Annotated in this window: 23 protein-coding genes, 1 tRNA gene and 1 riboswitch; of the genes, 11 read left to right on the forward strand and 13 right to left on the reverse strand. The window is 69.1% G+C overall.

The annotated features are described in order from the left end of the window. The 4 genes from ABMY26_RS20820 to ABMY26_RS20835 all read left to right on the forward strand — a co-directional run bounded on the left by ABMY26_RS20820 (position 1) and on the right by ABMY26_RS20835 (position 5,644). A complete protein-coding gene (locus tag ABMY26_RS20820) occupies positions 1–2,724 on the forward strand; it encodes a DUF4159 domain-containing protein (protein ID WP_372396572.1) in 2,724 nt (907 codons plus the stop codon). Then, entirely contained in the window at positions 2,724–4,829 is a 2,106-nt protein-coding gene (locus tag ABMY26_RS20825; protein WP_372396573.1) for a hypothetical protein, read from the forward strand. Before ABMY26_RS20820 ends, ABMY26_RS20825 begins: the two co-directional genes overlap by 1 nt. A 120-nt stretch (positions 4,830–4,949) precedes the next feature. Continuing rightward, positions 4,950–5,024, forward strand: a tRNA-Gln gene (locus ABMY26_RS20830). A gap of 248 nt (positions 5,025–5,272) precedes the next feature. After that, entirely contained in the window at positions 5,273–5,644 is a 372-nt protein-coding gene (locus tag ABMY26_RS20835) for a hypothetical protein (protein ID WP_372396574.1), read from the forward strand. 88 nt (positions 5,645–5,732) lie between these two features. On the opposite strand, the gene ABMY26_RS20840 is transcribed toward ABMY26_RS20835, so the two are convergent. Both ABMY26_RS20840 and ABMY26_RS20845 read right to left on the reverse strand, forming a co-directional pair. Next, positions 5,733–6,914 carry a hypothetical protein gene (locus ABMY26_RS20840; protein WP_372396575.1) on the reverse strand — a complete coding sequence of 394 codons (1,182 nt, stop codon included), beginning with the start codon at positions 6,912–6,914 and terminating at the stop codon, positions 5,733–5,735. A gap of 275 nt (positions 6,915–7,189) precedes the next feature. Continuing rightward, positions 7,190–8,047, reverse strand: a complete 858-nt coding sequence (locus ABMY26_RS20845; RefSeq protein ID WP_372396576.1) for a helix-turn-helix transcriptional regulator — start codon at positions 8,045–8,047, stop codon at positions 7,190–7,192. Positions 8,048–8,147: 100 nt separating this feature from the next. Here ABMY26_RS20845 and ABMY26_RS20850 point away from each other — a divergent pair, with 100 nt between their 5' ends. Next, positions 8,148–8,948 carry a class I SAM-dependent methyltransferase gene (locus ABMY26_RS20850; RefSeq protein WP_372396577.1) on the forward strand — a complete coding sequence of 267 codons (801 nt, stop codon included), beginning with the start codon at positions 8,148–8,150 and terminating at the stop codon, positions 8,946–8,948. Here the strand turns inward: ABMY26_RS20850 and ABMY26_RS20855 are convergent. Next, positions 8,945–10,126, reverse strand: coding sequence for an MFS transporter (locus ABMY26_RS20855; protein ID WP_372396578.1), 1,182 nt, complete (start codon positions 10,124–10,126; stop codon positions 8,945–8,947). The two genes, ABMY26_RS20850 and ABMY26_RS20855, sit on opposite strands and share 4 nt — an antisense overlap. Before the next feature lie 127 nt (positions 10,127–10,253). On the opposite strand from ABMY26_RS20855, the gene ABMY26_RS20860 reads away from it, so the two are divergent. Then, positions 10,254–11,195: a LysR family transcriptional regulator gene (locus tag ABMY26_RS20860; RefSeq protein WP_372396579.1), complete on the forward strand. Its 942-nt coding sequence runs from the start codon at positions 10,254–10,256 to the stop codon at positions 11,193–11,195. Positions 11,196–11,266: 71 nt separating this feature from the next. Here the strand turns inward: ABMY26_RS20860 and ABMY26_RS20865 are convergent, their stop codons facing one another. The 3 genes from ABMY26_RS20865 to ABMY26_RS20875 form a co-directional block, all read right to left on the reverse strand. Next, entirely contained in the window at positions 11,267–11,773 is a 507-nt protein-coding gene (locus tag ABMY26_RS20865) for a single-stranded DNA-binding protein (RefSeq protein ID WP_372396580.1), read from the reverse strand. Positions 11,774–12,088: 315 nt separating this feature from the next. Further along, positions 12,089–12,517 carry a response regulator gene (locus ABMY26_RS20870; RefSeq protein WP_372396581.1) on the reverse strand — a complete coding sequence of 143 codons (429 nt, stop codon included), beginning with the start codon at positions 12,515–12,517 and terminating at the stop codon, positions 12,089–12,091. A gap of 229 nt (positions 12,518–12,746) precedes the next feature. Further along, entirely contained in the window at positions 12,747–13,508 is a 762-nt protein-coding gene (locus ABMY26_RS20875; protein WP_372396582.1) for a hypothetical protein, read from the reverse strand. 308 nt (positions 13,509–13,816) lie between these two features. Between ABMY26_RS20875 and ABMY26_RS20880 the strand changes: the two genes are divergently transcribed. Further along, positions 13,817–15,607, forward strand: coding sequence for a hypothetical protein (locus tag ABMY26_RS20880; RefSeq protein WP_372396583.1), 1,791 nt, complete (start codon positions 13,817–13,819; stop codon positions 15,605–15,607). Positions 15,608–15,691: 84 nt separating this feature from the next. Here ABMY26_RS20880 and ABMY26_RS20885 read toward each other — a convergent pair whose 3' ends face one another. The 3 genes from ABMY26_RS20885 to ABMY26_RS20895 all read right to left on the reverse strand — a co-directional run bounded on the left by ABMY26_RS20885 (position 15,692) and on the right by ABMY26_RS20895 (position 18,186). Further along, a complete protein-coding gene (locus ABMY26_RS20885) occupies positions 15,692–16,246 on the reverse strand; it encodes a hypothetical protein (protein WP_372396584.1) in 555 nt (184 codons plus the stop codon). Next, on the reverse strand, positions 16,243–16,836 hold the full coding sequence (locus tag ABMY26_RS20890) for a hypothetical protein (protein WP_372396585.1): 594 nt from the start codon (positions 16,834–16,836) through the stop codon (positions 16,243–16,245). The genes ABMY26_RS20885 and ABMY26_RS20890 overlap by 4 nt, the downstream gene beginning before the upstream one ends. 177 nt (positions 16,837–17,013) lie before the next feature. Next, complete coding sequence (locus ABMY26_RS20895) at positions 17,014–18,186, reverse strand: acetoin utilization protein AcuC (protein WP_372396586.1); 1,173 nt, start codon at positions 18,184–18,186, stop codon at positions 17,014–17,016. Between the two features lie 79 nt (positions 18,187–18,265). Beyond that, positions 18,266–18,372, forward strand: a riboswitch (TPP riboswitch). A gap of 44 nt (positions 18,373–18,416) precedes the next feature. On the opposite strand from ABMY26_RS20895, the gene ABMY26_RS20900 reads away from it, so the two are divergent. The 4 genes from ABMY26_RS20900 (at position 18,417) to ABMY26_RS20915 (ending at position 21,879) form a co-directional block, all read left to right on the forward strand. After that, entirely contained in the window at positions 18,417–19,148 is a 732-nt protein-coding gene (locus ABMY26_RS20900) for an ABC transporter ATP-binding protein (protein WP_372396587.1), read from the forward strand. Next, on the forward strand, positions 19,145–19,912 hold the full coding sequence (locus ABMY26_RS20905; protein ID WP_372396588.1) for an ABC transporter permease: 768 nt from the start codon (positions 19,145–19,147) through the stop codon (positions 19,910–19,912). Before ABMY26_RS20900 ends, ABMY26_RS20905 begins: the two co-directional genes overlap by 4 nt. A gap of 41 nt (positions 19,913–19,953) precedes the next feature. After that, entirely contained in the window at positions 19,954–20,910 is a 957-nt protein-coding gene (locus tag ABMY26_RS20910) for an ABC transporter substrate-binding protein (RefSeq protein WP_372396589.1), read from the forward strand. Between the two features lie 141 nt (positions 20,911–21,051). Next, complete coding sequence (locus ABMY26_RS20915; protein ID WP_372396590.1) at positions 21,052–21,879, forward strand: universal stress protein; 828 nt, start codon at positions 21,052–21,054, stop codon at positions 21,877–21,879. Positions 21,880–21,930: 51 nt separating this feature from the next. On the opposite strand, the gene ABMY26_RS20920 is transcribed toward ABMY26_RS20915, so the two are convergent. The 4 genes from ABMY26_RS20920 to hflX all read right to left on the reverse strand — a co-directional run bounded on the left by ABMY26_RS20920 (position 21,931) and on the right by hflX (position 25,312). Then, complete coding sequence (locus ABMY26_RS20920) at positions 21,931–22,743, reverse strand: inositol monophosphatase (RefSeq protein WP_372396591.1); 813 nt, start codon at positions 22,741–22,743, stop codon at positions 21,931–21,933. Between the two features lie 117 nt (positions 22,744–22,860). Continuing rightward, positions 22,861–23,466 (reverse strand): hypothetical protein, encoded by a 606-nt coding sequence (locus ABMY26_RS20925; RefSeq protein ID WP_372396592.1) that lies wholly within the window; start codon positions 23,464–23,466, stop codon positions 22,861–22,863. 97 nt (positions 23,467–23,563) lie between these two features. Further along, positions 23,564–23,872, reverse strand: coding sequence for a hypothetical protein (locus ABMY26_RS20930; protein WP_372396593.1), 309 nt, complete (start codon positions 23,870–23,872; stop codon positions 23,564–23,566). A gap of 147 nt (positions 23,873–24,019) precedes the next feature. After that, positions 24,020–25,312 (reverse strand): GTPase HflX, encoded by a 1,293-nt coding sequence (gene hflX / locus ABMY26_RS20935; RefSeq protein WP_082108947.1) that lies wholly within the window; start codon positions 25,310–25,312, stop codon positions 24,020–24,022. Positions 25,313–25,350: the final 38 nt, after the last annotated feature.

Consider the following 25,350-nt stretch of genomic DNA (forward strand, 5'->3'; position numbering starts at 1 on the left):
ATGCTGGGTCTAGGACCGATCGCCTTCGCCGCCCCCTGGGTCTTGACCGCACTGGCGGCGTTGCCGGTGCTGTGGTGGCTGCTGCGCGTCACGCCGCCGGCGCCGCGCACCGTGCGGTTTCCCGCCATCCGCCTGCTGCACGACTTGACCGCGCGGGAGGAGACGCCGGCCCGCACCCCCTGGTGGCTGCTGTTGCTGCGCCTGATCGTGGCGGCGCTGATCATCCTGGCGCTGGCCGGGCCGCTGCTGAACCCGCGCGCGGCACTGCCGGGCGGCGGGCCGCTGCTGCTGGTCGTGGACAATGGCTGGGCCGCCGGGCGCGACTGGCCGGCGCGCAAGCGCGTGATGGACGAACTGATCGCACAGGCCGACCGGCAGCAACGCCCGGTGATCCTGCTGCCGACCGCCCCGCCCGCGGACGGGCAGCCGATCCATGCCAGCACCGTCCTGCCGGCGCCGGAGGCGCGCCGTCTGGCCCAGGCGCTGGTCCCCCTGCCCTGGCCGACCGACCGCGCCGCCGCGCTGGATGCGCTGAGGACGGCGACGGCCCAGGCGAACGGCCGCGGCTCTATCCATGCAGTGTGGCTCAGCGACGGGGTGGGCGACCGCAGCGCCGCAGCGCTGGCCGAGGGGCTTCAACGTCTGGGCTCCGCCGACGTGCTGGACGATTCGTCCGAACGGCCGCCGCACCTGCTGCTGCCGCCCTCCAGCGAGGGCACGGCGCTCACCGCCCGGATCGTCCGCGCCGACCCGTCGAAGCCGGAGCCGGTGACGGTGCGGCTTGCCGCCACCGACGGCCGTCTGCTGACCCGTCAGACCGTGGCGTTCGAGCCCGGCCAGAAGACGCGCGAGGTCCGCCTGGATATCCCGACCGAACTGCGCAACGACGCCGCCAGCCTGCGGGTGGAGGGCGACACCACCGCCGGCGCCACCGTTCTGCTGGACGAGCGCTGGCGCCGCCGTCCCGTCGGTCTCGTGTCCGGCCGGTCTGAGGGCGAGAGCCAGCCGCTGCTGTCCGACCTCTATTACCTCGAACGCGCGCTGTCGCCCTACAACGAGGTGCGCCGGGGCGGGACGGAGGATCTGCTGAAACGCGATCTCGCCGTGCTGATCCTGTCCGACATCGGCGCCCTGACCGGCAGCGAGGTGCAGGACATCGAGGATTGGGTAAAGAAGGGCGGCGTTCTGCTGCGCTTCGCCGGGCCGCGGTTGGCCCAGCATGCCGACACGCTGGTGCCGGTGCGGCTGCGCATCGGCGACCGCGCGCTGGGCGGGGCCCTCTCCTGGTCCGAGCCGGCGCGGCTCCAGCCCTTCCCGGCAAAATCGCCGTTCGAGGGGCTCGCGATCCCCGCCGACGTGCAGGTCAACCGGCAGGTCCTGGCCGAACCGGCGCTCGATCTGGCCGAACGCAGCTGGGCGCGGCTGGCCGACGGCACGCCGCTGGTGACCTCGCAGAAGCGCGGCGATGGCTGGATCGTGCTGGTCCACACCACCGCCAGCCCCGACTGGTCGAACCTGCCGCTGTCCGGCCTGTTCGTCGACATGCTGCGCCGGCTGGTCGCGCTCAGCGGCGGCGTCACCGGCGCCGCTGGCAGCGCCTCGCTCGACCCGGTCGAACTGCTGGACGGCACCGGCCGGCTGGTGCCGCCGCCGCCGACCGCCTTCCCCATCCCCGGCAACGCCACCGCCGACGTCATCGGGCCGCGCCATCCGCCGGGCTTCTACGGCACCGACGATGCACGCCGGGCCTTGAACCTGTCGGCAGCGGTGACCCGAATCGACCCGCTGCCGCCCCTGCCGGCCGGCGTCGGCCGTGCCGGCTACGGCAGCCGGGGCGAGGTGCCGCTGAAGCCGTCGCTGCTTGCTGCGGCGCTTGCGCTGCTGTCCATCGACCTGCTGATTGCGCTGGCGCTGCGCGGCCTGCTGCGCCCGCCCCGCCTGCGGCGGAGCGCCGGTGGCGCGGCCGCCGGCCTGCTGCTCGCCGCCGCGCTCATATCGATGCCGCAGCCGGCCCGCGCGCTGGATCAGGAACGGGCCGTCAAGGTGACTGAGGAAACCTATCTCGCCTATGTCCAGACCGGTGACGGCACGATCGACGACACCTCGCGCGCCGGGCTGGAGGGGCTGGTCGGCGTGCTCGGCCTGCGCACGGCGGTCGAGGCGGCGGGCGCCGTCGGCATCGATCCCGAACAGGACGAGCTCGCCTTCTATCCCCTGCTCTACTGGCCGGTGTCTGACCGGCAGAGGCCCTTGTCCGATCAGGCGCGCCAGCGGGTGAACGAGTACATGCGCAACGGCGGCACCATCCTGTTCGACACGCGAGACCAGTCGCCGGGCGGCGGACCGGCCGTGCTGCAACGGCTGACGCAAGGGCTGGACATCCCGCCGCTGGCTCCGGTTCCGCAGGACCATGTGCTGCGCAAATCCTTCTATCTGCTGACCGACTTTCCCGGCCGGCAGGCCGGCGGCCAGCTGTGGATCGAAGCGCGCGAAGGGGTGGTGAACGACGGCGTGTCCTCCGTGGTGATCGGCGGCAACGACTGGGCAGCGGCCTGGGCGGTCGGCCGCGGCGGCCAGCCGCTCTTTGCGGTGATTCCCGGCGGCGAGCGCCAGCGCGAGATCGCCTACCGTTTCGGCGTCAATCTCGTGATGTACGCGCTGACCGGCAACTACAAGGCCGATCAGGTCCATGTGCCCGCCATCCTGGAAAGGTTCGGCCAGTGATGCCCGTCGATCTGCTCTCCGGACTTTCCGTGGCGCTGGCGCCGCTGCTGCCCTGGCCGGTGCTGGGCGCCCTGATCGGCTTCGCCCTGCTGGTGGTGCTGGTCGCCGCCCTGCGCCGGGCGCGCGGCACGCTGCTGCGCCTGCTGGCGGTGCTCGTGCTGGCGCTGGCGTTGGTCAACCCGTCGCTGGTCCAGGAAAAGCGCGACCCGATCAAGGACGTGGCCGTCGTGGTGGTCGACGAGTCGCCGAGCCAGTCCATCGGTGACCGGCGTGCCCGTACCGAACGGGCCGCGGAGCAGCTGATCCAGCGTTTGAAGGGCTTCGACGACCTGGAGGTCCGCATCGCCCGCACCGGCGAGGGCGCGGAGGATGGCGGTGCCATCAACGAGACCCACCTGTTCGACGCACTGAACCGCGCCATGGCCGACGTGCCGCGCCGCCGCATGGCGGGCGCCGTCTTCATCACCGACGGACAGGTTCACGACGTGCCACAGATGCCGTCGAAACTGGCCGACATCGGCCCGATCCACACCCTGCTGACCGGTGATCGCAACGAGGGCGACCGGCGCATCGCCATTGTGCAGGCACCGAACTACGGCATCGTCGGCAAGCCGGTAGAGCTGACCGTCCGCATCGACGACATGCCGGGACGCCAGTCCCCCGACGCCGCGGTGACGCTGCGCCAGGACGGCGGCGCGCCGGCAATCCTCCGCGTCCCGGTCGGCCAGGATGTCCGCATCGACCTGCCGATCGCTCATGGCGGCCAGAATGTCCTGGAACTGGAAGTGGAGCCGGCGAAGCAGGAACTGACGCTCGCCAACAACCGCGCCGCGGTGGTGGTGAACGGCGTGCGCGACCGGCTGCGGGTCCTGCTGGTCTCCGGCGAGCCCCATGCGGGCGAGCGCACCTGGCGCAACCTGCTGAAGGCCGATCCGGCGGTCGATCTGGTCCATTTCACCATCCTGCGCCCGCCGGAAAAGCAGGACGGCACGCCGATCCGCGAGCTGTCGCTGATCGCCTTCCCGATCCGCGAGCTGTTCGAGGTGAAGCTGGACGAGTTCGACCTGATCATCTTCGACCGCTACCGCCGCCGCGGCGTGCTGCCCCAGATGTATCTCGAGAACATCGCCGAATATGTCCGCAAGGGCGGTGCCCTGCTGGAAACCTCAGGCCAGGGCTATGCCTCGCCGCTGTCGCTCTACCGGACGCCGCTGGGCGCGATCCTGCCGGCGGCGCCCAGCGGGCAGACGGTGGACCGCCCCTTCCTGCCGACGGTGACCGATGTCGGCCGCCGCCATCCGGTGACCGCCGGCCTGCCCGGCGACCGGCTGGATGCGCCGCCGACCTGGGGCCGCTGGTTCCATCAGGTGGACGTGACGCCCAACGGCGGCACGGTGGTGATGCAGGGCGCCGAGAACCGCCCGCTGCTGGTGCTGGACCGCGTCGGCAAGGGCCGGGTGGCACAGCTCGCCTCCGACCAGATCTGGCTGTGGAGCCGCGGCTTCGAGGGCGGTGGCCCGCAGGCGGAGTTGCTGCGCCGCCTCGCCCACTGGCTGATGAAGGAGCCGGAGTTGGAGGAGAACGACCTGCGCGCCCATGTCGACGGCAACCGCATCACGGTCGAGCGCCGCTCCCTCACCCCCGACCCGCGTGCCGTCACCCTGACCGATCCGTCGGACCGGACCAGCACGCTTCAGCTGGCCGACGACCGGAACGGACGTGCTGTCGCCACGGTGACCGCGGGGGCTCCCGGCATCTACCGGGTTTCCGATGGGGAGCGGACGACCCTGGCGGTCGTGGGTGCGGTCAACACGCCCGAACTGGCCGACGTGCGCTCCACCGGCGACCGCATGCAGCCGGTGGCCGAGGCGACCGGCGGCGGCATCCAATGGGTGACCGACAGCGACACAGGTCCAAACCCGGGCGTGGAGGTGCGCCGCACTCAGCCCGACCGCAGCCAGGCCGGTTCCGGTTGGATCGGCCTGCGCGCGAACGGCGACTACACCGTCACCGGCGTGACCGACGTGCCGCTGCTCCCGGTCGGCGCGGTGCTGGCGTTGGTGCTCGGCGGCTTGCTGATGGCGTGGCGACGGGAGGGACGGTGAACGGCCGGTGGGAAGTCTGATTCCGCAGCGAAAATTTTCTGAAAACAGCCTGTTGCGTTCGGCCGGTCTTCCGATTAAGGTGCCGCTCCTTCCGGCGATACGAGAGTTCGCCGCGCCGGTTGGGGCGTCGCCAAGCGGTAAGGCAGCGGTTTTTGGTACCGCCATCCGCAGGTTCGAATCCTGCCGCCCCAGCCAACTTTTCCAGTTTGATCCGGCATATCAACCCCGCCCGCCGGCGGGGTTTTGTCTTTTTATCCGATGCTGCATGGATCGGAAGGCTCGTTCCGCTCTTGTACCTGTGTTCGGGCAAATTCGAATCGGGCATCCTGACGAAGTCGCAATGCTTCCAACCGGTCAGGCTGGCCGGGCAACTCCACTGTATTCCTCTGGCAACCTGACTTTTCTTGAGCGCTGGGAAAGCACCCGCAATGGACCGGTCGCATTTGAAGCTCGCTGTCGACAATGCGCGGAAGGAAGCCGCTCTTCCGATTCCGGAGGACTACGGCCTGACGGCGAACGACCTCCGCATCTGGTATGCGCCCGGCCGTGCCGGGGTTGCCCTGGCCCTGCTCGTCGCCACCGGGACCATCGTCATGCAAACGATCGAGGGAGCGCGGTATGCGCAGCCGTGGGTGCTGGGCGCGCTGTCGGGGGCTCTTTATGGCACGCTCATCGGCATCTTCGCCGGTCTGGGCGTGATGGTTGCCGTGATCTGGGCCGACCCGCTGGTGGCCCGTGCGTGGCCGACCTACGGCCGTCTGCGGCGGTATCGGGATGCAGTGTCCGCTGCGACAAGCGGCGGTCTGGCAGAGTAGCATCGGAGCATCGTCCTCAACGCCAAGCCCACCCGTATTGAACGATGCGGGAGCGGTGCCTTCCGCCCGCTCCCGTATTGACTGTTCCTCACAAAGCCGCGGCAAGCGTCGCCGAGCCCTGCTCGGACGCCAGCAGAGGCGCAGCAAGACCGGCCGATGTGGTCAAAGGCGCGGCAGAACGGCCTTCGCGATAACCCGACGTCACGTAATGCGTCGCGGCAGCCAACTCGTTGCTGCCGAATGCGCGCTGGAGATCCGCGTATCGGGCCAGATAGGCCGAAGAGTTGAAGGTCGTCGTCCGGCCTTCCAGCCGCCCGTTGACGGCGTAGTGGAGTGCCGCCGCGGTGGTGTTCGTTCCGAACGCCTGGATGAGATCGGAGTTCGCAGCGATGTAACTCATCGCGTTGAACGTGGTGCTGCGTCCTTCCAGCCGTCCGAAAGTGATATAATGCTGGGTGGCGGCCACGGTGTCCGTCCCGAAAGCAGCGGCAAGATCGGCATTCGCCGCGATGTAGCTTGCAGCATCGAACGTCGTCGAGCGGCGTTCACGAATGCCGTTGCTCAGATAATGGCTCAGTGCCGCAGCCGTGTTGCTTCCGAACGCAGCGGCGAGATCCCTGTTGGCCGCCAGATAAGACATGGGATCGAACGCTCCCACGCTGGATGTGGCCACCGTCTGATCCGTGTAGCGAATGTATTCGACGCCGGTCAGCTGGTCGTAGCCGCTTGAGTCGTACACATAAACATTCCCGCCATAGCTGAAGGCCGTGCTGGCCGCCGCAGTCGAATAGCGTCTGACGGTGTCGGTGCCGGCACCGCCGTCGATATAATTGTTTCCAGTCCCACCATCCAGTTGATCGGATCCGCCGCCACCGAAGATGGTGTCATTCCCGGTATAGCTACGAATCGTATCGTCAAACTCCGACCCGTACATCGTGTCCGAGCCCGACAGGATCGCCGAAACCGCAGAGCTGCTTTGGCCGCTCGACAACCATCCAAGGAAAGTCGTCGCAGAGAGCGCCAGGCCATCGACGGTGTAGGATACGGCACCGTTCGATATCGAACGGATCGCACCGATCGTTCCGCCCACCACGGCGGAATTCGTCGCGTTGAATGAGAAACTTCCATAAAACTCGGTGGATGTGCCGCCACCATAGTCCACGGAAACGAAGCTGCTGTTTGCTTGGGTAATTCGCCCAAACAAGAGGTCCGATATTTGGATGTAATCCGTGTTGATCGAGGTCGATCCACCTGCAACGAAGCGAGCCATAGGCCTTCCCCTAATTCTGCATTGCGTTCAGTTTTGCTCTTTACGAGCTATTCGTGCGCAGACCGTGAGCATTCCTCAAGCCTGAGGAACTCCATTCAACGATAGCACAACTATAAGCTTTCAGAAACTGGCAAGCGTATTTTTACGAAACGGATTTCGTCATAATATTACAAATCGGACACAGAAATTGTTGCAGACGGGTTAATTTGCCGCCACGCTCCTCAACCTTAAGTGAAGATGCGGCTGAGCATGCCAAACAGAAGAGGACTTGAGGGTCAATCGCCTGTTTCGCGGCGGTCCGCGGCCACACGGTCGGACGATGCAACCAGCATGACCAGAGTATGGCCGGATCGTCCGCCGGGACGCAGGGTCAGCTGTTCCAGCATCAGCGTTCCGTCCAGCGGGTGGTTGAAGCGGCGCATCCCCCCTTCGCGCTCCAGCACGCCATGGTCCTCCCACAGCTGGGCAAACAGCGCGCTGGCCTGCCGCAACCCGTCGACCAGCGCACGCACCGCCGGATCGTCTGGGTGGCGGGCCGTGTCGGCCCGGAACTCCGCCAGCAGCCGGCGGGCCCGGTTCTCCCAATCCTGGATGAAACTGCGTGCGCTGTGGTCAAGGAAGACATAGCGCAGCAGGTTCGGCTCCGCCCCGCCCAGCCAACCGCCGAACAGCCGCTCCGCCGCCGGGTTCCAGCCGACGGCGGTCCACAGCCGGTCGAGCAGATAGGCCGGCGCCGTCATGGCGGACAGTGCCGCCAGCAGGGCCGGAGGCGGGTTGTCCGCCGCTCCGACCGCCGGAGCATCCGGATCGCGCTTGCGCGTCAGTTCGAACAGGTAGGCACGCTCCGCCGCGGTCAGATGCAGGGCTTCCGCCACCCGGGCCAGCGCGCTGGGGGAGACCGAAACGTCGCGCCCCTGTTCCAGCCAAGTGTACCAGGTCGGGCTGATGCCGCAGAGCTGCGCCAGTTCCTCCCGGCGCAGGCCTGGAGTGCGGCGGCGGGTTGACCCGCCTTTGGCGGCGAACCCCGCCTCGGCGGGAGTCAGCCGCTCGCGGTGGCGGCGCAGGAAGGCGCCGAGCAGATGGCGGCGGTCAGCAGCCGGATCGGAACTGGCATCGCTTGGCGAGGTCGGCATGGTAGCACTCGTTATACCAGGATAAGTACCAGCCTTGTACCCGTTTGCAGAAGCGGCGACCCTGCCCTCACCAGCCACACCGCCAGACGGGAGCCACCCCATGACCACCAGTCACCACAGTTTCGTCGCCGACAGCTACGGCCCGCGCGCCGATGCCTACGTCACCAGCGCCGTCCATGCCGGAGGTGCCGACCTGGACCAGATCGAAACCGTCCTGGCCACCTGGGGGGCCAACCGAGAGGCCGACCGGAAGACCGGCCGGTCCGGCATCCGCGTTCTGGATCTGGGCTGCGGCGGCGGTCATGTCAGCTACCGCGCAGCGCCCCATGCGACCGAGGTCGTCGCCGTCGACGTCACGCCGGAAATGCTGGAGGCGGTGGCCCGCACCGCGGCGGAGCGAGGCCTGACCAACATCGTCACCCGTCAGGCCCCGGCCGAACGGCTGCCCTTCGAGGATGGCTGGTTCGACATGGTGCTCTGCCGCTTCACCGCCCACCACTGGCGGGATTTCGAGGCCGGGCTGCGCGAGGCGCGGCGGGTGCTGGCGCCCGGCGGCACGGCGATCTTCATCGATTGCGTCGCCCCCGCCCCCGCCGTGCTCGACACCCATCTCCAGGTGGTGGAGGTGCTGCGCGACACCTCCCATGTCCGCAACTACACCACGGCGGAATGGATGGCGGCACTGGCGCGGGCGGGCTTCGCCGTCCGCTCGCTGACGCCCCGGCGCCTGCGGATGGAGTTCGCGGTCTGGACCGCCCGCACCCGCACGCCGGACCTCCACGCCCAGGCGATCCGCTCCATCCAGCGCAACGCCGCGGCGGAGGTGAAACAGTATTTCGACATCGCCGAGGATGGCAGCTTTCTGCTCGACACCCTGACGCTGGAGGTCGATCCGACCTAACAGGCCGCTGCCGCGGCCCGCTCCCGCCGGTCCAGGGCGCCGCTCGCCAGGGTCAGGGCAAGGCCGCCCAGCACGAACAGCCCGCCGACCCAGGGCGTGGCGCCGAGACCGAGCGGGGAGGACACCACCTGCCCGCCGAAGAAAGCGCCCGCCGCAATGCCCAGGTTGAAGGCGGCGATGTTGAGGGCGGAGGCGACGTCGACTGCCCCAGGCGCATGGCGCTGCGCCAGTTGGACGACGTAGAGCTGAAGGCCGGGAACGTTGGCGAAGGCCAGCGCCCCCATGCCGGCCAGCGTGATCAAGGCTGGAATCTTGGCGTCGGCCGTGAAGGTGAAGACGATCAGGACCACCGCCTGCAGGGCGAACAGCCAGGCCAGCGCCTGCACCGGCCGGCGGTTCGCCAGCCTGCCGCCGACGACGTTGCCGACCGCGATCGCCGCTCCGTACAGCACCAGCACAAGGCTGACGGTCGCATTCGAAAAGCCGGTGATCGTCTCCAGGATCGGCGCGAGAAAGGTGAAGGCGACGAAGGTGCCGCCATAGCCGAGCGCGGTTATGGCGAAGGCCAGGAGCAGCCGCGGATTGGCCAGGACGCCCACCTGCGCGCCGAAGCCGGCGGCTGGCGGCTGGCTCAGCCGCGCCGGCACCAGCGCCGCCACTCCCAATCCGCCGACGACGCCCAGGGCCGAAACCGCCAGGAAGGTGGCGCGCCAGCCATAGGTCTGGCCGATCCAGGTGCCCAGCGGCACGCCGGTGACGATGGCGATGGTCAGGCCGGAGAACATCATGGCGATGGCCGATGCCCGCTTGTCCTCCGGCACCAGATCGGCGGCGATGGTCGACCCCACCGAGAAGAAGACGCCATGGGCGAAGGCGCTCAGCACCCGGGCAACCAGCAGCGTTTCGTAATTGGGGCTGACGCCGGCCAGCAGGTTGCCGGCGACGAAGACGCCCATCAGCCCCAGCAGCAGCGGCTTGCGCCGCAACCTGCCGGTCAGCGCGGTCAGCACCGGAGCGCCGAAGGTGACGCCCAGGGCATAGACGCTGACCACCATCCCCGCCAGCGGCAGGCTGACATCCAGATCGCTCGCCACGGTGGGCAGAAGACCGACGACGACGAACTCCGTCGTCCCGATCGCATAGGCGCTGATCGCCAGCGCCAGCAGTGCGAGAGGCATTTCATTGGCTCCATTGTCTGCGGACTGTGCAGGGGAGACCATGTGCGCCATAAGGTGGAGAACGGGAATGCCAGCCATATTCCCATGATTTTGTCATTCAACGACAAGGCTAGGACACGGTGACGGCATGAGCGATCCACGCGCCTGGGAAATGCGGGTGTTCCTGCGTGTCGCGAGCCACGGCAGCTTCAGCGCCGCCGGCCGCGACGTGGGCATGACCCCGTCCTCGACCGCCAAGCTGGTCGGCCGGCTGGAAGAGCGGCTGGGGGTCCGGCTGGTCGAACGGTCGACCCGCAGGCTGCGGCTGACCGCGGAGGGAGAACTGTACCGCGAAAGGGCCGAAGCCCTGCTGGGGGACATGGACGCGCTGGATGCGGAGATCGCCGGCGGAGCCCGGACCCCCACCGGGCCGGTGCGCATCAACGCCTCGGTTCCCTTCGGCCATCACTGCCTGCTGCCGCTGCTGCCGGAATTCCTGCGCGACCATCCCGGCATCACGCTGGACGTCACCATGACGGACGAGGTGGTGGATCTCTACGCCGCCCGCGTCGATATCGCCTTCCGCGCCGGCCCCTTGAGCGATTCGGCCCTGCTGGCCCAGCGGCTGGGCACGGTGCGCCGGCGGATCGTCGCATCGCCCGGCTATCTGGAGCGCAAGGGCGTGCCGTTGACCGCCGCCGACCTGGAAACGCACGACTGCCTGGGGTTCAATTTCCGCCGTGCCGCCGCGGTCTGGCCGCTGAAGTCCGGCGGCCGGCTGGTCGACCGCGAGGTGCCCACCCGCGTGCTCGCCAACAATGGCGAGACGGTGCGTCACATGGCCCTGCTGGGGCTAGGGCTGGGACGGCTTGCGGAGTACCATGTCCGCGACGATCTGCGGGATGGGCGGCTACTGACGGTGCTGGACGGGGTGCTGGTGGATACCGAGGAAATCCACGCGGTCTATACCGGCCGCGAGCGGGTGCCGCGCCGTGTGCGCGCCTTCCTGGATTTCATGACCCCGCGCCTGCGCGCCCGGCTGGCAGGGCAAGGCCACCCGACCGACCCATCAGAAAAAGCGCCGTCCTGAAACGGCATCGGCCGGATGACGAGGCATCCGGCCGATCGATCGCATTGACCCGCTCGTCGGTCAGAACGCGGTCAGAACGGGATCTCATCGTCGAGATCCTCGTGACGGGGCGGGGCGCCACCACCACTGCGGCCGCCACCCGACTGGCCGCCACCGGATTGACCGCCGCCATAGCTGCCGCCGCCGCCGCCGTAGCCGCCGCCACTCCCGCCGCCGCGCGACTCGTAGCCGCCGCTGCCGCCACCGCCGAAGCTGCCGCCGCCCTCTTCACGGGCGCCGCCGGTGAAGTCGATCTCGGCCACGCGGACCGACAGGCCGGCGCCGCGGGTGCCGTCGCGCTTCTCATACTCGCGCAGGGTGACTTCGCCCGACACGACGACGCTCTTGCCCTTGGTCAGGTGCGGCGCGAGCGACTCGGCGCGCCGGCCCCAGATCGAGCAATCGACCCATTGGGTCGTCTTGCGTTCACCGAAACCGACGTCGTTGGCGACGCGGAAGCCCAGAACCTTCTCGCCGCTCTGGGTCGTGCGCAATTCGCCGTCCGCGCCCAGGCGTCCCGTAAACGTCCAAACATTCATCGCTCGTTGCTCCTAAGCGCGAGTGTCCCAGCATCCATGCCGACCCGTCAGGATGCCCGGCGGAGGCACCCAGATGCCGAGGGTTCCCATTCGCAGGGCCGGCTGTTCAAAATGGCGACCATCCCCCCGGTCCCGCGCAACGAAGCACGATGGACCGACGCCGGTCAACCGCCGTCGGACATGCCCTGGCGATAACGGACCGGCGCACTCGCCCCACCGCTCCGCACCAGAACACTCCATGAACAAATATAGCAGAGGAACGGTTGCCGGAAAACCGTTTCCTTCGAGCATGGAAGGGGGAACGCGTGACTCCGCTCAGCGCAGGCGGCGTGCCGCCAAATCGAGCGCGACCTTCAACTGGGCATGCGAAAAAGGCTTGTGCACCACGCCGAGCGGATAGGTCTCGGTGATGCGGGCCATGGTGCCATGGTCGCTGTTGCCCGACAGGTAGATGGAGCGGACGCCATGGCCGAGGTTCAGCCGCCGCGCAACGGCGATGCCGTCGCCACCGCCCAGCCTCACATCCATCAGCGCAAGGTCGGGGCGCTCCCGCGTGGCCAGTTCGACCGCTTCATCCTCGGTCCGCGCGACGCCGCACAGCGTATGGCCCAGATCCGTCACCACGACCGCCAGCATGTCGGCGGCGGCACCGTCATCCTCCACCACGATCAGGCGCAGGGGCTGCCCAGGCACACGGGTGCGCTGGGACGCGTTCTGCTTGGCGACGGCGTCGATCCTGAGCATGCGACCGACCTCGGGGCATCACGGCGTTGAAGCGGCAAGCGGCGAATATTGGTAAACATTGCATTTACCAATAGGCCGTTTGTACTAACACTCCCCCGAATTTGCAAGCTCAATCGTTCGGATCCTGACCTTTCGCCCGACTCGATGCAGAAAAAGCGCAGTTCATGCAAACCGCCCCGGTTCGGGTCGGGAGATGTCCGGCGACAGCCGTCCCTGCGACCGCAAACCGTCAGCGTCCGGCAGGGCCGAGCCAGTCGATTCCGCCGGCGGGACGGGGGCCGCCCGCCCCGCTGTTGCGCGCCGTCGCCGCACGCGACGGCGGCGGAACCGGCGCCGGCTCGCTGGCGAGCCAAGACGCTTGGCTGTCCGCCGACCACGCGGCAGACAGGGGATCGGGAGCGGGTCGCGCAGGTTCCGGCGCCGGGTCCGCGGACTCGACCGCGGGCTGAAGCAAAGGCTTGATCGCCGCCGGCAGTGGCCGTTCGGTGGTCGCGGCGGGGCGGAACGGGATGGCAGGCGGCTGAGCCTGGGGCGCCGGCTCCGCCGCAAACGGCCGGGGCGGCTGCGATTGGCGCGGCGGAGCCGGCTCGGCAGGCTCGTCCCAGGCCGCCGCCGGACGCAGGCGGGGGGCATCGGCGGCTCCCAGCCGGGACGGGCGTTCATCGTCCGCAAGCGCGCCGGTCTGGGTGTCGAGCCGCCGCGCCTGTTCGCGAATCTCCAGAAGCGTGGTCACCGCGAGTTGCAGAAGCGGAGCCAGCGCCATGGGATCGGCCATCTGCTCCGCGCTCAGCGCGGCGAAACGGTCGCGAACCTCCTCCACCGCCCGCTCGACACCGTCGCGCAGCGCGCCGGCTTCATGCGCGAGCCGTTCCAGATCCTCGCGCAGGGCCGATATCTCGCAAGCCTGCCGCAACTCGTGGAAGCCGACGATCCCAGCCCCCGGCGCGGATGCGGATCGCCGGTCCCGTGACGAACCAAAATCGTGAGGCATCCTGCCCAACCCCGATTCCAAGCCCAGCCCGAAACGGATCGGGCAGTTGTGTTGCAAACCACGCAACCGGACCACGGTTCCAAAAGCGAACGTCGGGCGCCGGTGCTGGAACGTCGGCGAAGTCGCTGGGCGTCACGACCGACGCCCCCGGACCTGGACCGATGTTTAGCGCTGTTGAAGTCGTTTGGAAACCGTTTGCGCGTGATGGCCGCTTGTACTATTTTTTCGGCCCCGGGGGAATGGATTCCTTGCGATCCAACATCCAGGCGTCTCCCCGCCGCCTTTTCATCTTGCCGGAATCCCATACGGTGTCGATCGACCGCTCGGAACTTGAACGGCTCCTTGCCGATCGCCCGGCTGGCAGCCGCAGCGCCATGCAGGCGGTTCGCGAAAGCTATGGCGACATCGGGCTGATGCGCGAACGCGGCCTGTCATGGGCGGAAATCTCCGACCTGCTGGCAACGCTGGGCGTCACCGCCCGCGACAACCAGCCGATCTCGCCGGTGACCCTGCGCTCCGCCTTCTTCCTGGTCGGCAACGAGGGGCGTGGCGAGCAGGCCGGCGACACTGCCCGTCCGGCCGTCGCCACCCCTGCGGAAACCCTGGCCGCCGTCCATGAAGCGGCACTGTCCGCCGGCACGAAGACGGAGATGGAGGGGGAGGAAGAAGCCGGCGCAGAGATGACCGGGAGCCCCGACAGCCCAGACGTCAACCGAGACGACCCCCCGCCTGAAGCCCCCGCGGCCGAACCCGCGACAGCAGCCGCTTCCGCCGCCGAGCCGATTGCGACCGATCTCCCCGAGGCAATTCCCCCGGCAGACGATCCCCCGGCGGACGATGAAGCCCCGGCGGCGACCGATCCGGACGACATGGCGGAGGAGGCGCCCACCGCCGAGGCCCCGGCCGAACGACCTGAAGTCCAACAGCCCGAAGCGGCAGTCGACTCTCCTGTGCCGGAGGCGTCTGACGGCACGCAGGTGGCAGCCGATCAGGAACCACCACCCCATCATGAGGCGCCGAAACCCGCCTCCCCTGCCCCCAACCTGCTGGCACCCGCGCTCGACCCGGCCGCCGAGTCCGTTGCCATCCCCATTGCAGACGACCCTGTGCTCGATCCCGTTACGGGCGACCCGCCCTCCGCCGGGCCGCTGGCCGAAGCGCCGGCCGCCGACAATGCAGGGCGGTCATCCGAATCGACACCCAAGCCGGAACCGGCATCCGCGGCGGTCGCGCAAAGCACCCGCTCCTTGGCGTCTCCCGATAAAATGTCCCACGACAAACCAACAAACGTACACTGGAAAGGCGATCGCATGCTGGGCACGATCTTCGTCCTCAATGACCGCGGCGGCGTAGGCAAGACGCTGCTGTCCCATCACCTGATGGCGACCGCCATGCTCGAAGGCCTGCAATTGAAGGTCGTCGAGTACGAGGTGAACGAGCGTCTCGCCCGACTCTTCGGCCCGGACGTGGTCGAACATCGCCGCATCACGCAGGACTTCATGAACATGATGGGGTCGGCCGACGGCTTCTATGAGTTCTGGGACCTTATCGGGCCGGAACTGCAGCGCGGCGGCCGCCTGTTCGATTTCGGCGGCAACATCTCGCAATGGTTCTTCAACTGGGCCGAGGTGTCGGGCTTCGACTATTACGTCGGCGACGGCGAGCGGCTGACCTTCATGGTGCCGGTGACCGTCGACCTCGCCTCGCTGTCCACCGGCATGACCACGCTGGAGCGGGTGGCGACCATCGCCCCGAAGGCCAAGCGCGTCCTGGTGGAGAACGGCTTCTCCGGCCCCTTCTCGCAGTTGGAGGACAGCCAGTATGCCCGCCGCAAGGCCGAGATGGTGGAACGCGAGGGGCTGCATGTCATCTCGATGCCGCCCTGCACCGCCCCGGCCTGGGCGCGCCTGACCGGCCACCGGCTGGATCAGGTTGCGACGATGACGCGTGAGGATCTGGTGAAGCTGGGCATGACCCCGCCGGTCGCGTCCCGTTCGCTGATCATCATCCACGAATGGCTGCGCAACATGCGCCAGGCGCTGTCGCCCTATCTGCACGACGCCTTCCGCCAGACCCCGGCCACGACCAAGGGCCGCTGACGGTTCCGGGCGCCGGCGTTCAGGCGTTGCGAAACGAACGGGGGCGTCCGGCGGGGCGCCCCCGTTCGTTTGCGTTTCAGGGTTTCAAGCGGCGCTGCGGGCCGGGTTGGCGCTGTACAGGTTTTCCTTGACCGGCGTCACCGAGCGCACCTGATAGCCCGGCCGGGCGCTGAAGCGGCGGTTGGCGCGCTCTGCGGCCTCGCGCTCCGACTCCGCCCACACCAGATAGGTGCGCCCGCGCACCCATTCGGCGGCCAGCGGATGGGCGGCATCGATCTCGCCGATCTGCTGGTTCACCACGGTGACCAGCCATTCCTTGTCGCCCGGATTGCGGCGGTCGGTCAGGATCAGGATCTGCGGGCGGCGCTTGGACTGCGCCTCCGTCAGGCGCTGTTGCACTTCGGCCTGCTTGCCGCGCAGTTCCACCATGCCGCGCACCAACTCCCCGATCTCGGCATGGAGAGCCTCTTCCTCGCGGTGCAGGCGGTGGATGGTGGCATCAAGCTTGTCCAGGTTGGACCGCACGCCGCGGACGCGCAGGCGGGACTGCGACACCCGCTGCTCCACCGCCAGCAGCAGGTTGCCGAGCCATGCCCCGATGGCGACGATCGCCAGGACGATGATGAAGTTGATCATCATGTTTGGGCACCGGCCTTCGTCCGCGCGGTCGCCGGGCCGGATGGCACCCCGCCCTTGCGCGCGTCGCCGCGCATGAAGCTCTTCTGGAACCCCATCTTGAAGGGAAACGCGACCTCGACCATCTGCCGGGCCTCGTCGAAGCTGGAAGCCCAGACCTCCGCCACGTTGGCGCAGCGCCAGATCGGGTTGACCGCCGCCCGTTCCCCGCCCGCTCCCGATGCGGAGGACGCCTTCTCTTGGGTGACCGTGGCGGCGAACTTCATCAGTCCGGCCTGCGGGTCGCCGACCTCGTGCACGAACAGCGGCGGCTGTTCGGCCAGATCCTTGATCAGCTTCTCGGCCTTGCGGATGTCGGTTTCCAGCCGGTGGCGGTCTGACGACTGGCTGTTGCGGCGCTGGACCAGCTGGTTGACACGGTTCTGCAGGTCCTGCGCCTCGGCATGCAGCACATAGATCCGGTTCTCGATCTGCTCCAGGCCACTGCTCTTTTCCAGGATGTTCGGCAGGAAATCCTTCAGCATCATGGCGACCGGGACGGCGGCCAGCATGATGACGACGATGGCGATCAGGAACAGCGTCGTGTTCGACATCCGCCCGCCCGTTCTCCCCCTGAAACCTGTGCCGTCCCGTCCGCCGGACGCGGTGGAAACGGCGCAGCCACAGACGAACGAGAATCAACAAACAATCCGCATCCGTCAACGAATCGTCACGGTTCGGTCCGATTTCATCCTGCCCGACCAGGCCACGGCGCGGGTGGCCGCAAGGTCTCAGGACAGCGCCATCTCCGCCACCCGTTTGACCGCGTCGCGCACCGGCCCCGGCCGCGGAACGTCGGCGATGGTGGTGAACCAATGGGCGGGCGGATTGCGGCCGGCGGCGCGGCTCCAGGTCAATGACCGCAGCACCGCCTCCGCCTCCGGCGTGGGCGGCTGCGCCGGGTCGATGCCGTTCATCACCGCCCAGATCCCGGCCCAGCAGCGCCCGACCGACCAAGGATTGTAGCCGCCGCCGCCGACCGCCAGCACCCGCGGCGCCAGCGGCAGCAGAGCCGCCACCGCATTCCACAGCGCGCGGTTGGATAGCTCCAGCCGGCTCAGCGGATCCTCGGCCAGCGCATCGGCCCCGGTCTGGATCACCATCGCCTGCGGACGGAAGGCACGGGCCAGCGGCAGCACCGCCGCCTCCATCACATGCTCCATCTCGCTGTCGTTGAAGCCGGGCGGCACCGGCAGGTTGCGGGCCATCCCGCCGGCCCGGTCCTCGGCCCTGCCGGTGTAGGGCCAACGCCCATCCTCGTGGACCGAGACGGTCAGCACCCGGTCGTCGTCGGCGAACGCCTCCTCCACCCCATCGCCATGGTGGGCGTCGAGATCGACATACAGCACCCGCTCCAGCCCATGGTCGAGCAGTTCCAGGATGCCGAGCACCGGCGCGTTGAAGTAGCAGAATCCGCTGGCCCGGTCGCGGCGCGCATGATGGGTGCCGGCGGCCGGGGCATAGACCAGACCGGCTGGCCGATCCCCCAGCAGCCGCGCCGCCTGGAGGGCCGAGCCGCTGCTGTGGGCCGGCCGCCGGTACATCTCGGCGAAGACCGGGTTCTCCAGCTTGCCGAGATTGTGGCGGGCCGCCGTCGCCTCGTCCACCCGCTGCTCCGCCTCCGCCCGCTTCAGCGCCGCGATGTAGTCGAGGGTATGGAAGCGCGCCAGTTCGCGTTCGCTGGCGACATGGGTGTCGAGATAGACCTGATCCGGCAGCCATCCCATGGCGCGGCTGAGGTCGATGGCGGTCGAGACGCGCGGGATCGCCAGCGGGTGCTTCGGCCCATAGGTCGAGCCGCGGTAGATCTCGCCACCGATGAACAGCGGGGTGCGGAACGGCGTGGTCAGGGGAGGAACTCCGTCATGTCCCCCGGAAACTAGGCGGCGTTGCCGCCCGGTCAAGCGCCGATGGTGCTTCCGCAGGATGGGAGGCGGTGCCGGCGATGCTTGCGGTCACGGATCGTCCGCGCCTATAGTCGCCGCCTTCACTGGGGGGAGCCGATGGGCGGCTGAGAGGTCCCGTTGCGGGACGACCCCTGGAACCTGATCCGGTTCATGCCGGCGTAGGGATCAGTGATGCCAGATAAGACGCATCCCCGGACCTGTCCCTCCTCCCCGCGCTCATGTCCGCGATGACCCCCCTGTCGGTCACCATTGCAGGGGCGCGGCTGACCTATGGCGGCACGCTTCTGTTCTCCGACCTGACCCTGGACCTGCCGGCGGGGAAGACCACCTGCCTGCTGGGCCCGAGCGGTGTCGGCAAGACCACGCTGCTGCGCATCCTCGCCGGGCTGGCAGAGCCGGAGCCGCCCACCGCCGTCGTCACCGGCGACCGCCGGCCGCTGGCCGGCCGCATCGCCTACATGGCGCAGCAGGATCTGCTGCTGCCCTGGCTGACCGTCCTCGACAATGTGCTGCTGGGCGACCGGCTGCGCCACCGCCGGCCCGATGCCGCGCGGGTGGAGCGCGCCCGCGCCCTGCTGGAGCGCGTCGGGCTGGCGGGCCGCGAGCGCGACCGCCCCGCCGCCCTGTCCGGCGGCCAGCGGCAGCGCGTGGCGCTCGCCCGCACGCTGATGGAGGACAAGCCGCTGGTCCTGATGGACGAGCCCTTCTCGGCGCTCGACGCCATCACCCGCCTGCGTCTCCAGGAGACGGCGGCGGAGACGCTGGCCGGCCGCACCGTGCTGATGGTCACCCACGACCCGCTGGAGGCGCTGCGGCTCGGCGACCGCCTGCATGTGATGACCGGCCGTCCCGCCACCATGGGGCCGGCGCTGGAGCCCGCCGGCGCGGTCCCGCGCCGCGTCGACGATCCCGCCCTGCTGGCGCTCCAGGCCGAGCTGCTGCGGAGGCTGGCGGAATGAGGGCGCTGCTGCGCGCCGCGGTCACCCTTGCCGTGCTGGCCGCCGGCTGGCAGGCGCTGGTCTGGGCCACCGGCCTGCCGCGCTACCTGCTGCCCGGCCCGCTGGCGGTGGCCGACGCCATGCGGCGGCAGGCGCCGCTGCTGCTGAGCCATGGGCTGACCACGCTGGCGGAGATCCTGGTCGGGCTGGTCGCCGGCGTGGCCCTGGGCACGGTCAGCGCGCTGCTGCTGGCGCGCTTCCGCACCGCCCGGCGCTGGCTGATGCCGCTGCTGCTGGTCAGCCAGGCGATCCCGGTCTTCGCGCTGGCGCCGCTGCTGGTGCTGTGGCTGGGCTACGGCATGGCGTCCAAGATCGCCATGGCGGTGCTGGTCATCTATTTCCCGGTGACGACGGCGCTGTTCGACGGGCTGCGCCGCACCGATCCGGGCTGGCTCGACCTTGCCCGTACCATGGGCGCCTCGCCCGCCGCCATCCTGTGGACCATCCGCCTGCCGGCCGCCCTGCCCGCCTTCTGGTCCGGCGTGCGGGTGGCCGCCGCCGTGGCCCCCATCGGGGCGGTGATCGGCGAATGGGTCGGCTCCTCCTCCGGCCTCGGCTACCTGATGCTGCATGCCAACGCCCGCATGCAGATCGACCTTCTGTTTGCCGCCGTGCTGGTGCTGGGGCTGTTCGCGGTGACGCTCTATGCCGCCGTCGACGCGCTCGCCCGGCGCGCGCTGCCCTGGCAATCCGATACCCAGCCGGCGGATGACGCCGATCCATGACGCCGATCCATGACCCACCCCCCGAAGGGAAGAGACGCCCGATGAAGCACCTGTTCGCCGCTGCCCTGATGGCCGCCAGCCTGATGACCGCCAGCCTGATGACCGCGCTGCCGGCGCTGGCCCAGGACAAGCTGTCCGTGATGCTCGACTGGTTCGTCAACCCGGACCATGCCCCGCTGGTCGTCGCCCAGGAGAAGGGCTTCTTCAAGGATGCCGGGCTCGACGTGACGCTGACCGCGCCGGCCGATCCCAACGACCCGCCCAAGCTGGTCGCCGCCGGCAAGACCGACCTCGCCGTGTCCTACCAGCCGCAGCTGATCCTGCATGTGGCAGAGGGGCTGCCGCTGGTCCGCGTCGGCACACTGGTTTCCACGCCGCTGAACTCGGTCGTCGTGCTGCGCGACGGGCCGGTGAAAACGCTGAAGGACCTGAAGGGCCGCAAGATCGGCTTCTCCATCGCCGGCTTCGAGGACGCGCTGCTCGGCGCCATGCTGGAGAAGCACGGGCTGAGCCTGAAGGACGTCGAGCTGGTGAACGTCAACTTCTCGCTGTCGCCGTCGCTGCTGTCGGGGCAGGTCGACGCGGTGGTCGGCGCCTTCCGGAACTTCGAACTGAACCAGATGGAGATCGAGAAGCATCCCGGCCGCGCCTTCTACCCCGAGGAGGAGGGCGTCCCGCCCTATGACGAGCTGATCCTGGTCGCGCAGAAGGGCAAGACCGACGACCCACGCTTCAAGCGCTTCCTGGCGGCGGTGGAGCGGGCGACGCTCTACATCCTCAACCATCCGGAGGAGGCGCAGGCCGCCTTCGTCAAGGATCGGCCGGAGCTGAACGACGAGCTGAACCGCCGCGCCTGGGCAGACACGCTGCCGCGCTTCGCCCACAGCCCGGCCGCCCTGGATGCCGAGCGCTACACCCGCTTCGCCGAGTTCCTCAAGGCGCGCGGCCTGATCAAGACGGTGGCCCCGGTCGACCAATATGCGGTCGTGGTGAAGTAAGCCGCACCCTGCGGCGTTGCCAACCGGCCCGGCGGAGCGTTACCTAGAAGGCAACCGCTCCGCTGCCGCATGGCAGCCATGGGGCAAAGGACGGCAGGCGGTCGGAAAAGACCGCCGGAAAAAGACGGGAGACGCCGGGAAATGCAGATCAAGACCATCCTGCTGCACATGGCCAACGACGACGCCCACGCCGGCCGCCTTGCCGTCGCCGTGGCGCTGGCCAAGCGCTTTTCCGCGCATATCCAGGCGCTCTACATCGCCACCCCGGTGTCGATGCCGGCGGGCGCCACCGGCCGCGCCGCCTCCTACGGCTTCATGGCGGAGGCCACCGCCATCGCCCATGAGAATGCCGAACGGATCGAGCGGGAAGTGCGCCAGGCGTTGGACGGCCTGTCCTATGATTGGTCGGTCGAGGAGGGCGACCATGTCGAACTTCTGACGGAACGGGCCTCCTACGCCGATCTGGTCGTGGTGGCGCAATCGGCCGCCGTGCGCGCGGGGGAGCGGGTGTCGCTGCACCACATCCCCGACCGCCTGCCGCTGGAGACCGGCACCCCGGTGCTGGTCCTGCCACCCGGCCTGCCGGCCACCGCCCCCATCGGCCGCAATGCCCTGATCGCCTGGAAGAACAGCCGCGAATCGGCCTGCGCCGTCCGCGCCGCCATGCCCTTCCTGGAGACGGCCGAGTCCGTCATCGTCCTCTGTGTCGACCCGCCCGGCCAACGCACCAGCGAAGCGGCGGCCCTCGTCGAGTGGCTGCACCGCCACGGCATCGCCGCCCGGCCGCAATCGGTCATCGCGTCCGGCGGCGAGGTAGGCGACATGATCCTGTCCTGCTGCGCCGACCAGGGCGCCGACCTGCTGGTGATGGGCGCCTACGGCCATTCCCGTCTGCGCGAACTGGTTCTGGGCGGCGCCACCCGCTCCGTGCTGGAAGGGCTGTCGTTGCCGGCGCTGCTGTCGCACTGACGAACCCGGCGAGAGGGCCAGGGGGGCGAAACCGCCCCCTCCGGCCTGTGCTCACCCGAACAGCTGCCCGTGCAGCGCCTGCCAGCTGTCCCGGTCGGGCGCCAGCAGGATGCTGCCCTTCAGCAGGCCGGGCCGGTACGGCGTCCCGTCGATCAGCGCCGAATAGCCGCCCGCCTCGGCATGCATCAGCACCCCGGCCGCATGGTCCCACGGCATCAGCCGGTGATAGAGCGAATAGTGCGCCCGGCCGTCCAGCAGCCGCAGATACTCCTGCGCGGCGCTCGACAGGCAGACACGCTCGCCCAGCCCACTGCTGCGCTCCTCAAGCCGGCGCCCCATCTCCTCGCCGCAGAAGCGGGTGGACAGCGCGCCGGTCATCTGCGGCAGCGGCACCGCGGGCGCGACATGAACCCGGCGTCCGTCGAGCTGGGCACCCTGCCCCTTCACCGCGGTCGCCATCCGTCCGTCGACCGGGTCGTGGATCCAGCCGGCCAGCGTCTCGCCCTTGCAGGCAAGGGCGACGATCACCGCGAACATCGGCCGTCCCTGGGCGAAATTGATGGTGCCGTCCACCGGGTCGACGATCCAGACCGGGTCGTCGCCATGGATGCGGTCGAGCACGCGTTCATCCTCCGACGCCGCCTCCTCGCCGATCACCCGGCTGCCGGGCAGCAGCGCCGACAGCGCCGGGGTCAGCGCCCGTTCCGCCGCCTCGTCCGCCAGGGTGACGAGGTCGGTCGGCCCGGTCTTCTCCCGGATGCCGGACGCGTCGAGCCTCTGGAAATAGGGCATGATTTCCGTTTGGGCGACGGATCGGATCAGGTCGGAAACCCGGTCGATGTCGGGAAGGGTGAAGCCCGTCATGATGTGCGCTCGTGAAGCTGGGGGGTCGTCGGCATCTTGCCCGCGGACCGGCCTGCGGGCCACCCCGGATTGACCGGAAGCCGGCCATCGAACCCCGGTGTCGGGCCGGACTGACGCTCAGCGCTTGGTGGCGGTCGCCGGCTTGCCCGTCGTGCTGTCCAGCTTCAGCGTCGGATCGCCGCCGCCGGGGTTGGTCAGCATCACCTTGCCGTCGAGACCGCTGTCCTTCAGCGCCTTCGACAGCGCGTCGAAGGTGGCGCGGTCGGCGGCTGCCGCGGCGGCCTCCTTGGCCGGATCGGACGGCGAGGGAGGCACCGGGCCGCCCTGCGCCGGTTCGCGCGGGGCCTTCGGGTCGAAAGGCGGCGGGGGAGGCGGCGCGGTGGCCGTGTCCTTTTCCGGTTCCGGCGGGGGAGGTGGCGGCGGGGGCGGCTGCCACAGCCGGAAGCAGTCGGTGAAGGTCTGCTGCTTGCACTCCTTCAGCAAGCCGGCAGCATCCGGCGCCACGACCAGCGGCTCGTCGGGCGCCACCGACAGCGGCTCGGGCGGCGGCGGCAGGGGGTCTTCCGGCGGAACGTCGGGCTCCTCGACATAGCCGGGTGGAAGCGGCATTCCCGGAGGAGGAGGCTCGGCCCCCGCCGGCAATGCAAATGCCAGCAACACCGGCAGCGCCGGCAACAGGCAGCCGGCACCGGTGAGGACGGAACGAAGGGGGAAACGGAGCAAGACGGAACCGTGGCGATGACGGACGGCCCATTATGGCCGCCGACGCCTGTGCCGTCATCAATCAAGCATGTGTCAAATAACCATCCCGCCTCGGCGGTCAGGCCGCGGCACGGTGGATATCGCCGCTGTAGGCACCGAGGCCGCGGCGGCCTTCGCCATAGCCCCAGGCGGCAAGCTCATGGCAGATCGCACCGATCTTCGCTGCTTCGTCGGGATTGGCTTCCTGCTCCGCCGCGGCTTCGATCAGGCGCATCAGGGCCGCCCGTCCATCCGGCGTGCGCGAAAGCTCCTGCAACCGCAGCAGGGCGGCCCCCGGCGGCAACTTCTCCTGGCGGGCCACCAGGGTAACCTGATCGGCGAGGAAGGCCGTGATCGAAAAGCACGATGGGTCGGTTTGCAACCGCATTGGCAGTCCTCCTGACGGGAGCGCATCGCTCCGTTCCCATAATCGGGCGCCAAGAAGGAAATCACCACGCCGCATTCGTCGTAAGACGGGAGTGGGGTGCAACAGGTCATAGCCTTGAGTTGCACCCCTTTCCGTTCGGCGGACCGTCTAATGCGCCGCCGAGGAGGGCGCCGCGGAGTCCGGGGGCGGCTGGAACCGCTTCTCGAACCGCGCAAGGTCGGCCGGGTCGAGGGAGACGTGCAGATGCGCCCGCTCCTCGTCGTCCCGGCGCTCCAGCACCTCGCCCTTGTCGTAGAGCCAGGCGAGCGCCGCACCGTCGCCAAGCTCGACCGACAGGTCGACCACCTGCCGGTTGACGTTCATCCGCTGGTCCAGCAGGCGGTCGAGGTCGTCGATCCCCTCGCCGGACAGGGCGGACACCGCGACCGCACGCGGATTGCGCCCGGTCTGGGCCATCACCGCCGCGCGGCTTTCGCCGTCCAGTGCGTCGATCTTGTTCAGCACCTCGATCACCCGGTCATCGGTTTCCGGGTCGATGCCCATGTCGGACAGCACCTCATGGACGTCGGCCTTCTGGGCCTCGCTGTCGATGTGGGCGATGTCGCGGACATGCAGGATGATGTCGGCGGCGTCCACCTCCTCCAGCGTGGCGCGGAAGGCGGCGACGAGGCCGTGCGGCAGGTCGGAGATGAAGCCGACCGTGTCCGACAGGATCACCTTGCGACCCGACGGCAGCGTCACCTGCCGCATGGTCGGGTCGAGCGTGGCGAACAGCAGGTTCTGGGCGAAGACGTCGGCGTTCGCCAACCGGTTGAACAGCGTCGATTTGCCGGCATTGGTATAGCCGACCAGCGCCACCACCGGGTAAGGCACCTTGGCCCGCGCCTTGCGGTGCAGGCCGCGGGTGCGCCGCACCTCTTCCAGCTCCTTCTTGATCTTGATGATGCGGTCGCCGATCAGGCGGCGGTCAAGCTCAAGCTGGGATTCGCCGGGGCCGCCGAGGAAGCCGAAGCCGCCGCGCTGGCGCTCGAGGTGGGTCCAGGACCGCACGAGCCGCGATTTCTGGTAGGTCAGCGACGCCAGCTCGACCTGGAGCATGCCTTCCCGCGTGCGGGCGCGGGCGCCGAAGATCTCCAGGATCAGGCCGGTGCGGTCGATGACCTTCGCCTTCAGCGCCCGTTCCAGGTTGCGCTGCTGCACCGGCGACAGGGCGTGGTCGAGCACGACCAGCGTCGCCTCGGTTTCCTCCACCACCTGGGCCAGCTGCTCCACCGTGCCGGAGCCGAGCAGGGTCGATGGCTGCGGCCGGTTCACCTTGGCGCATTCGGCATGGACGACGTCCAGCTCGATCGCCTGGGCAAGACCGACCGCTTCCTCGAGCCGGGATTCGGGAGGACGCATGTCCCCGTCCGCCTCGTTGCGGAGGACGGGGTGGACCACGATGGCCCGCGCGGCGCCTTCCGGGGCCGCGCCGTTGC

The organism is Azospirillum sp. HJ39 (genome assembly GCF_041507355.1).
In the GTDB taxonomy this organism is placed as follows: domain Bacteria; phylum Pseudomonadota; class Alphaproteobacteria; order Azospirillales; family Azospirillaceae; genus Azospirillum; species Azospirillum thiophilum.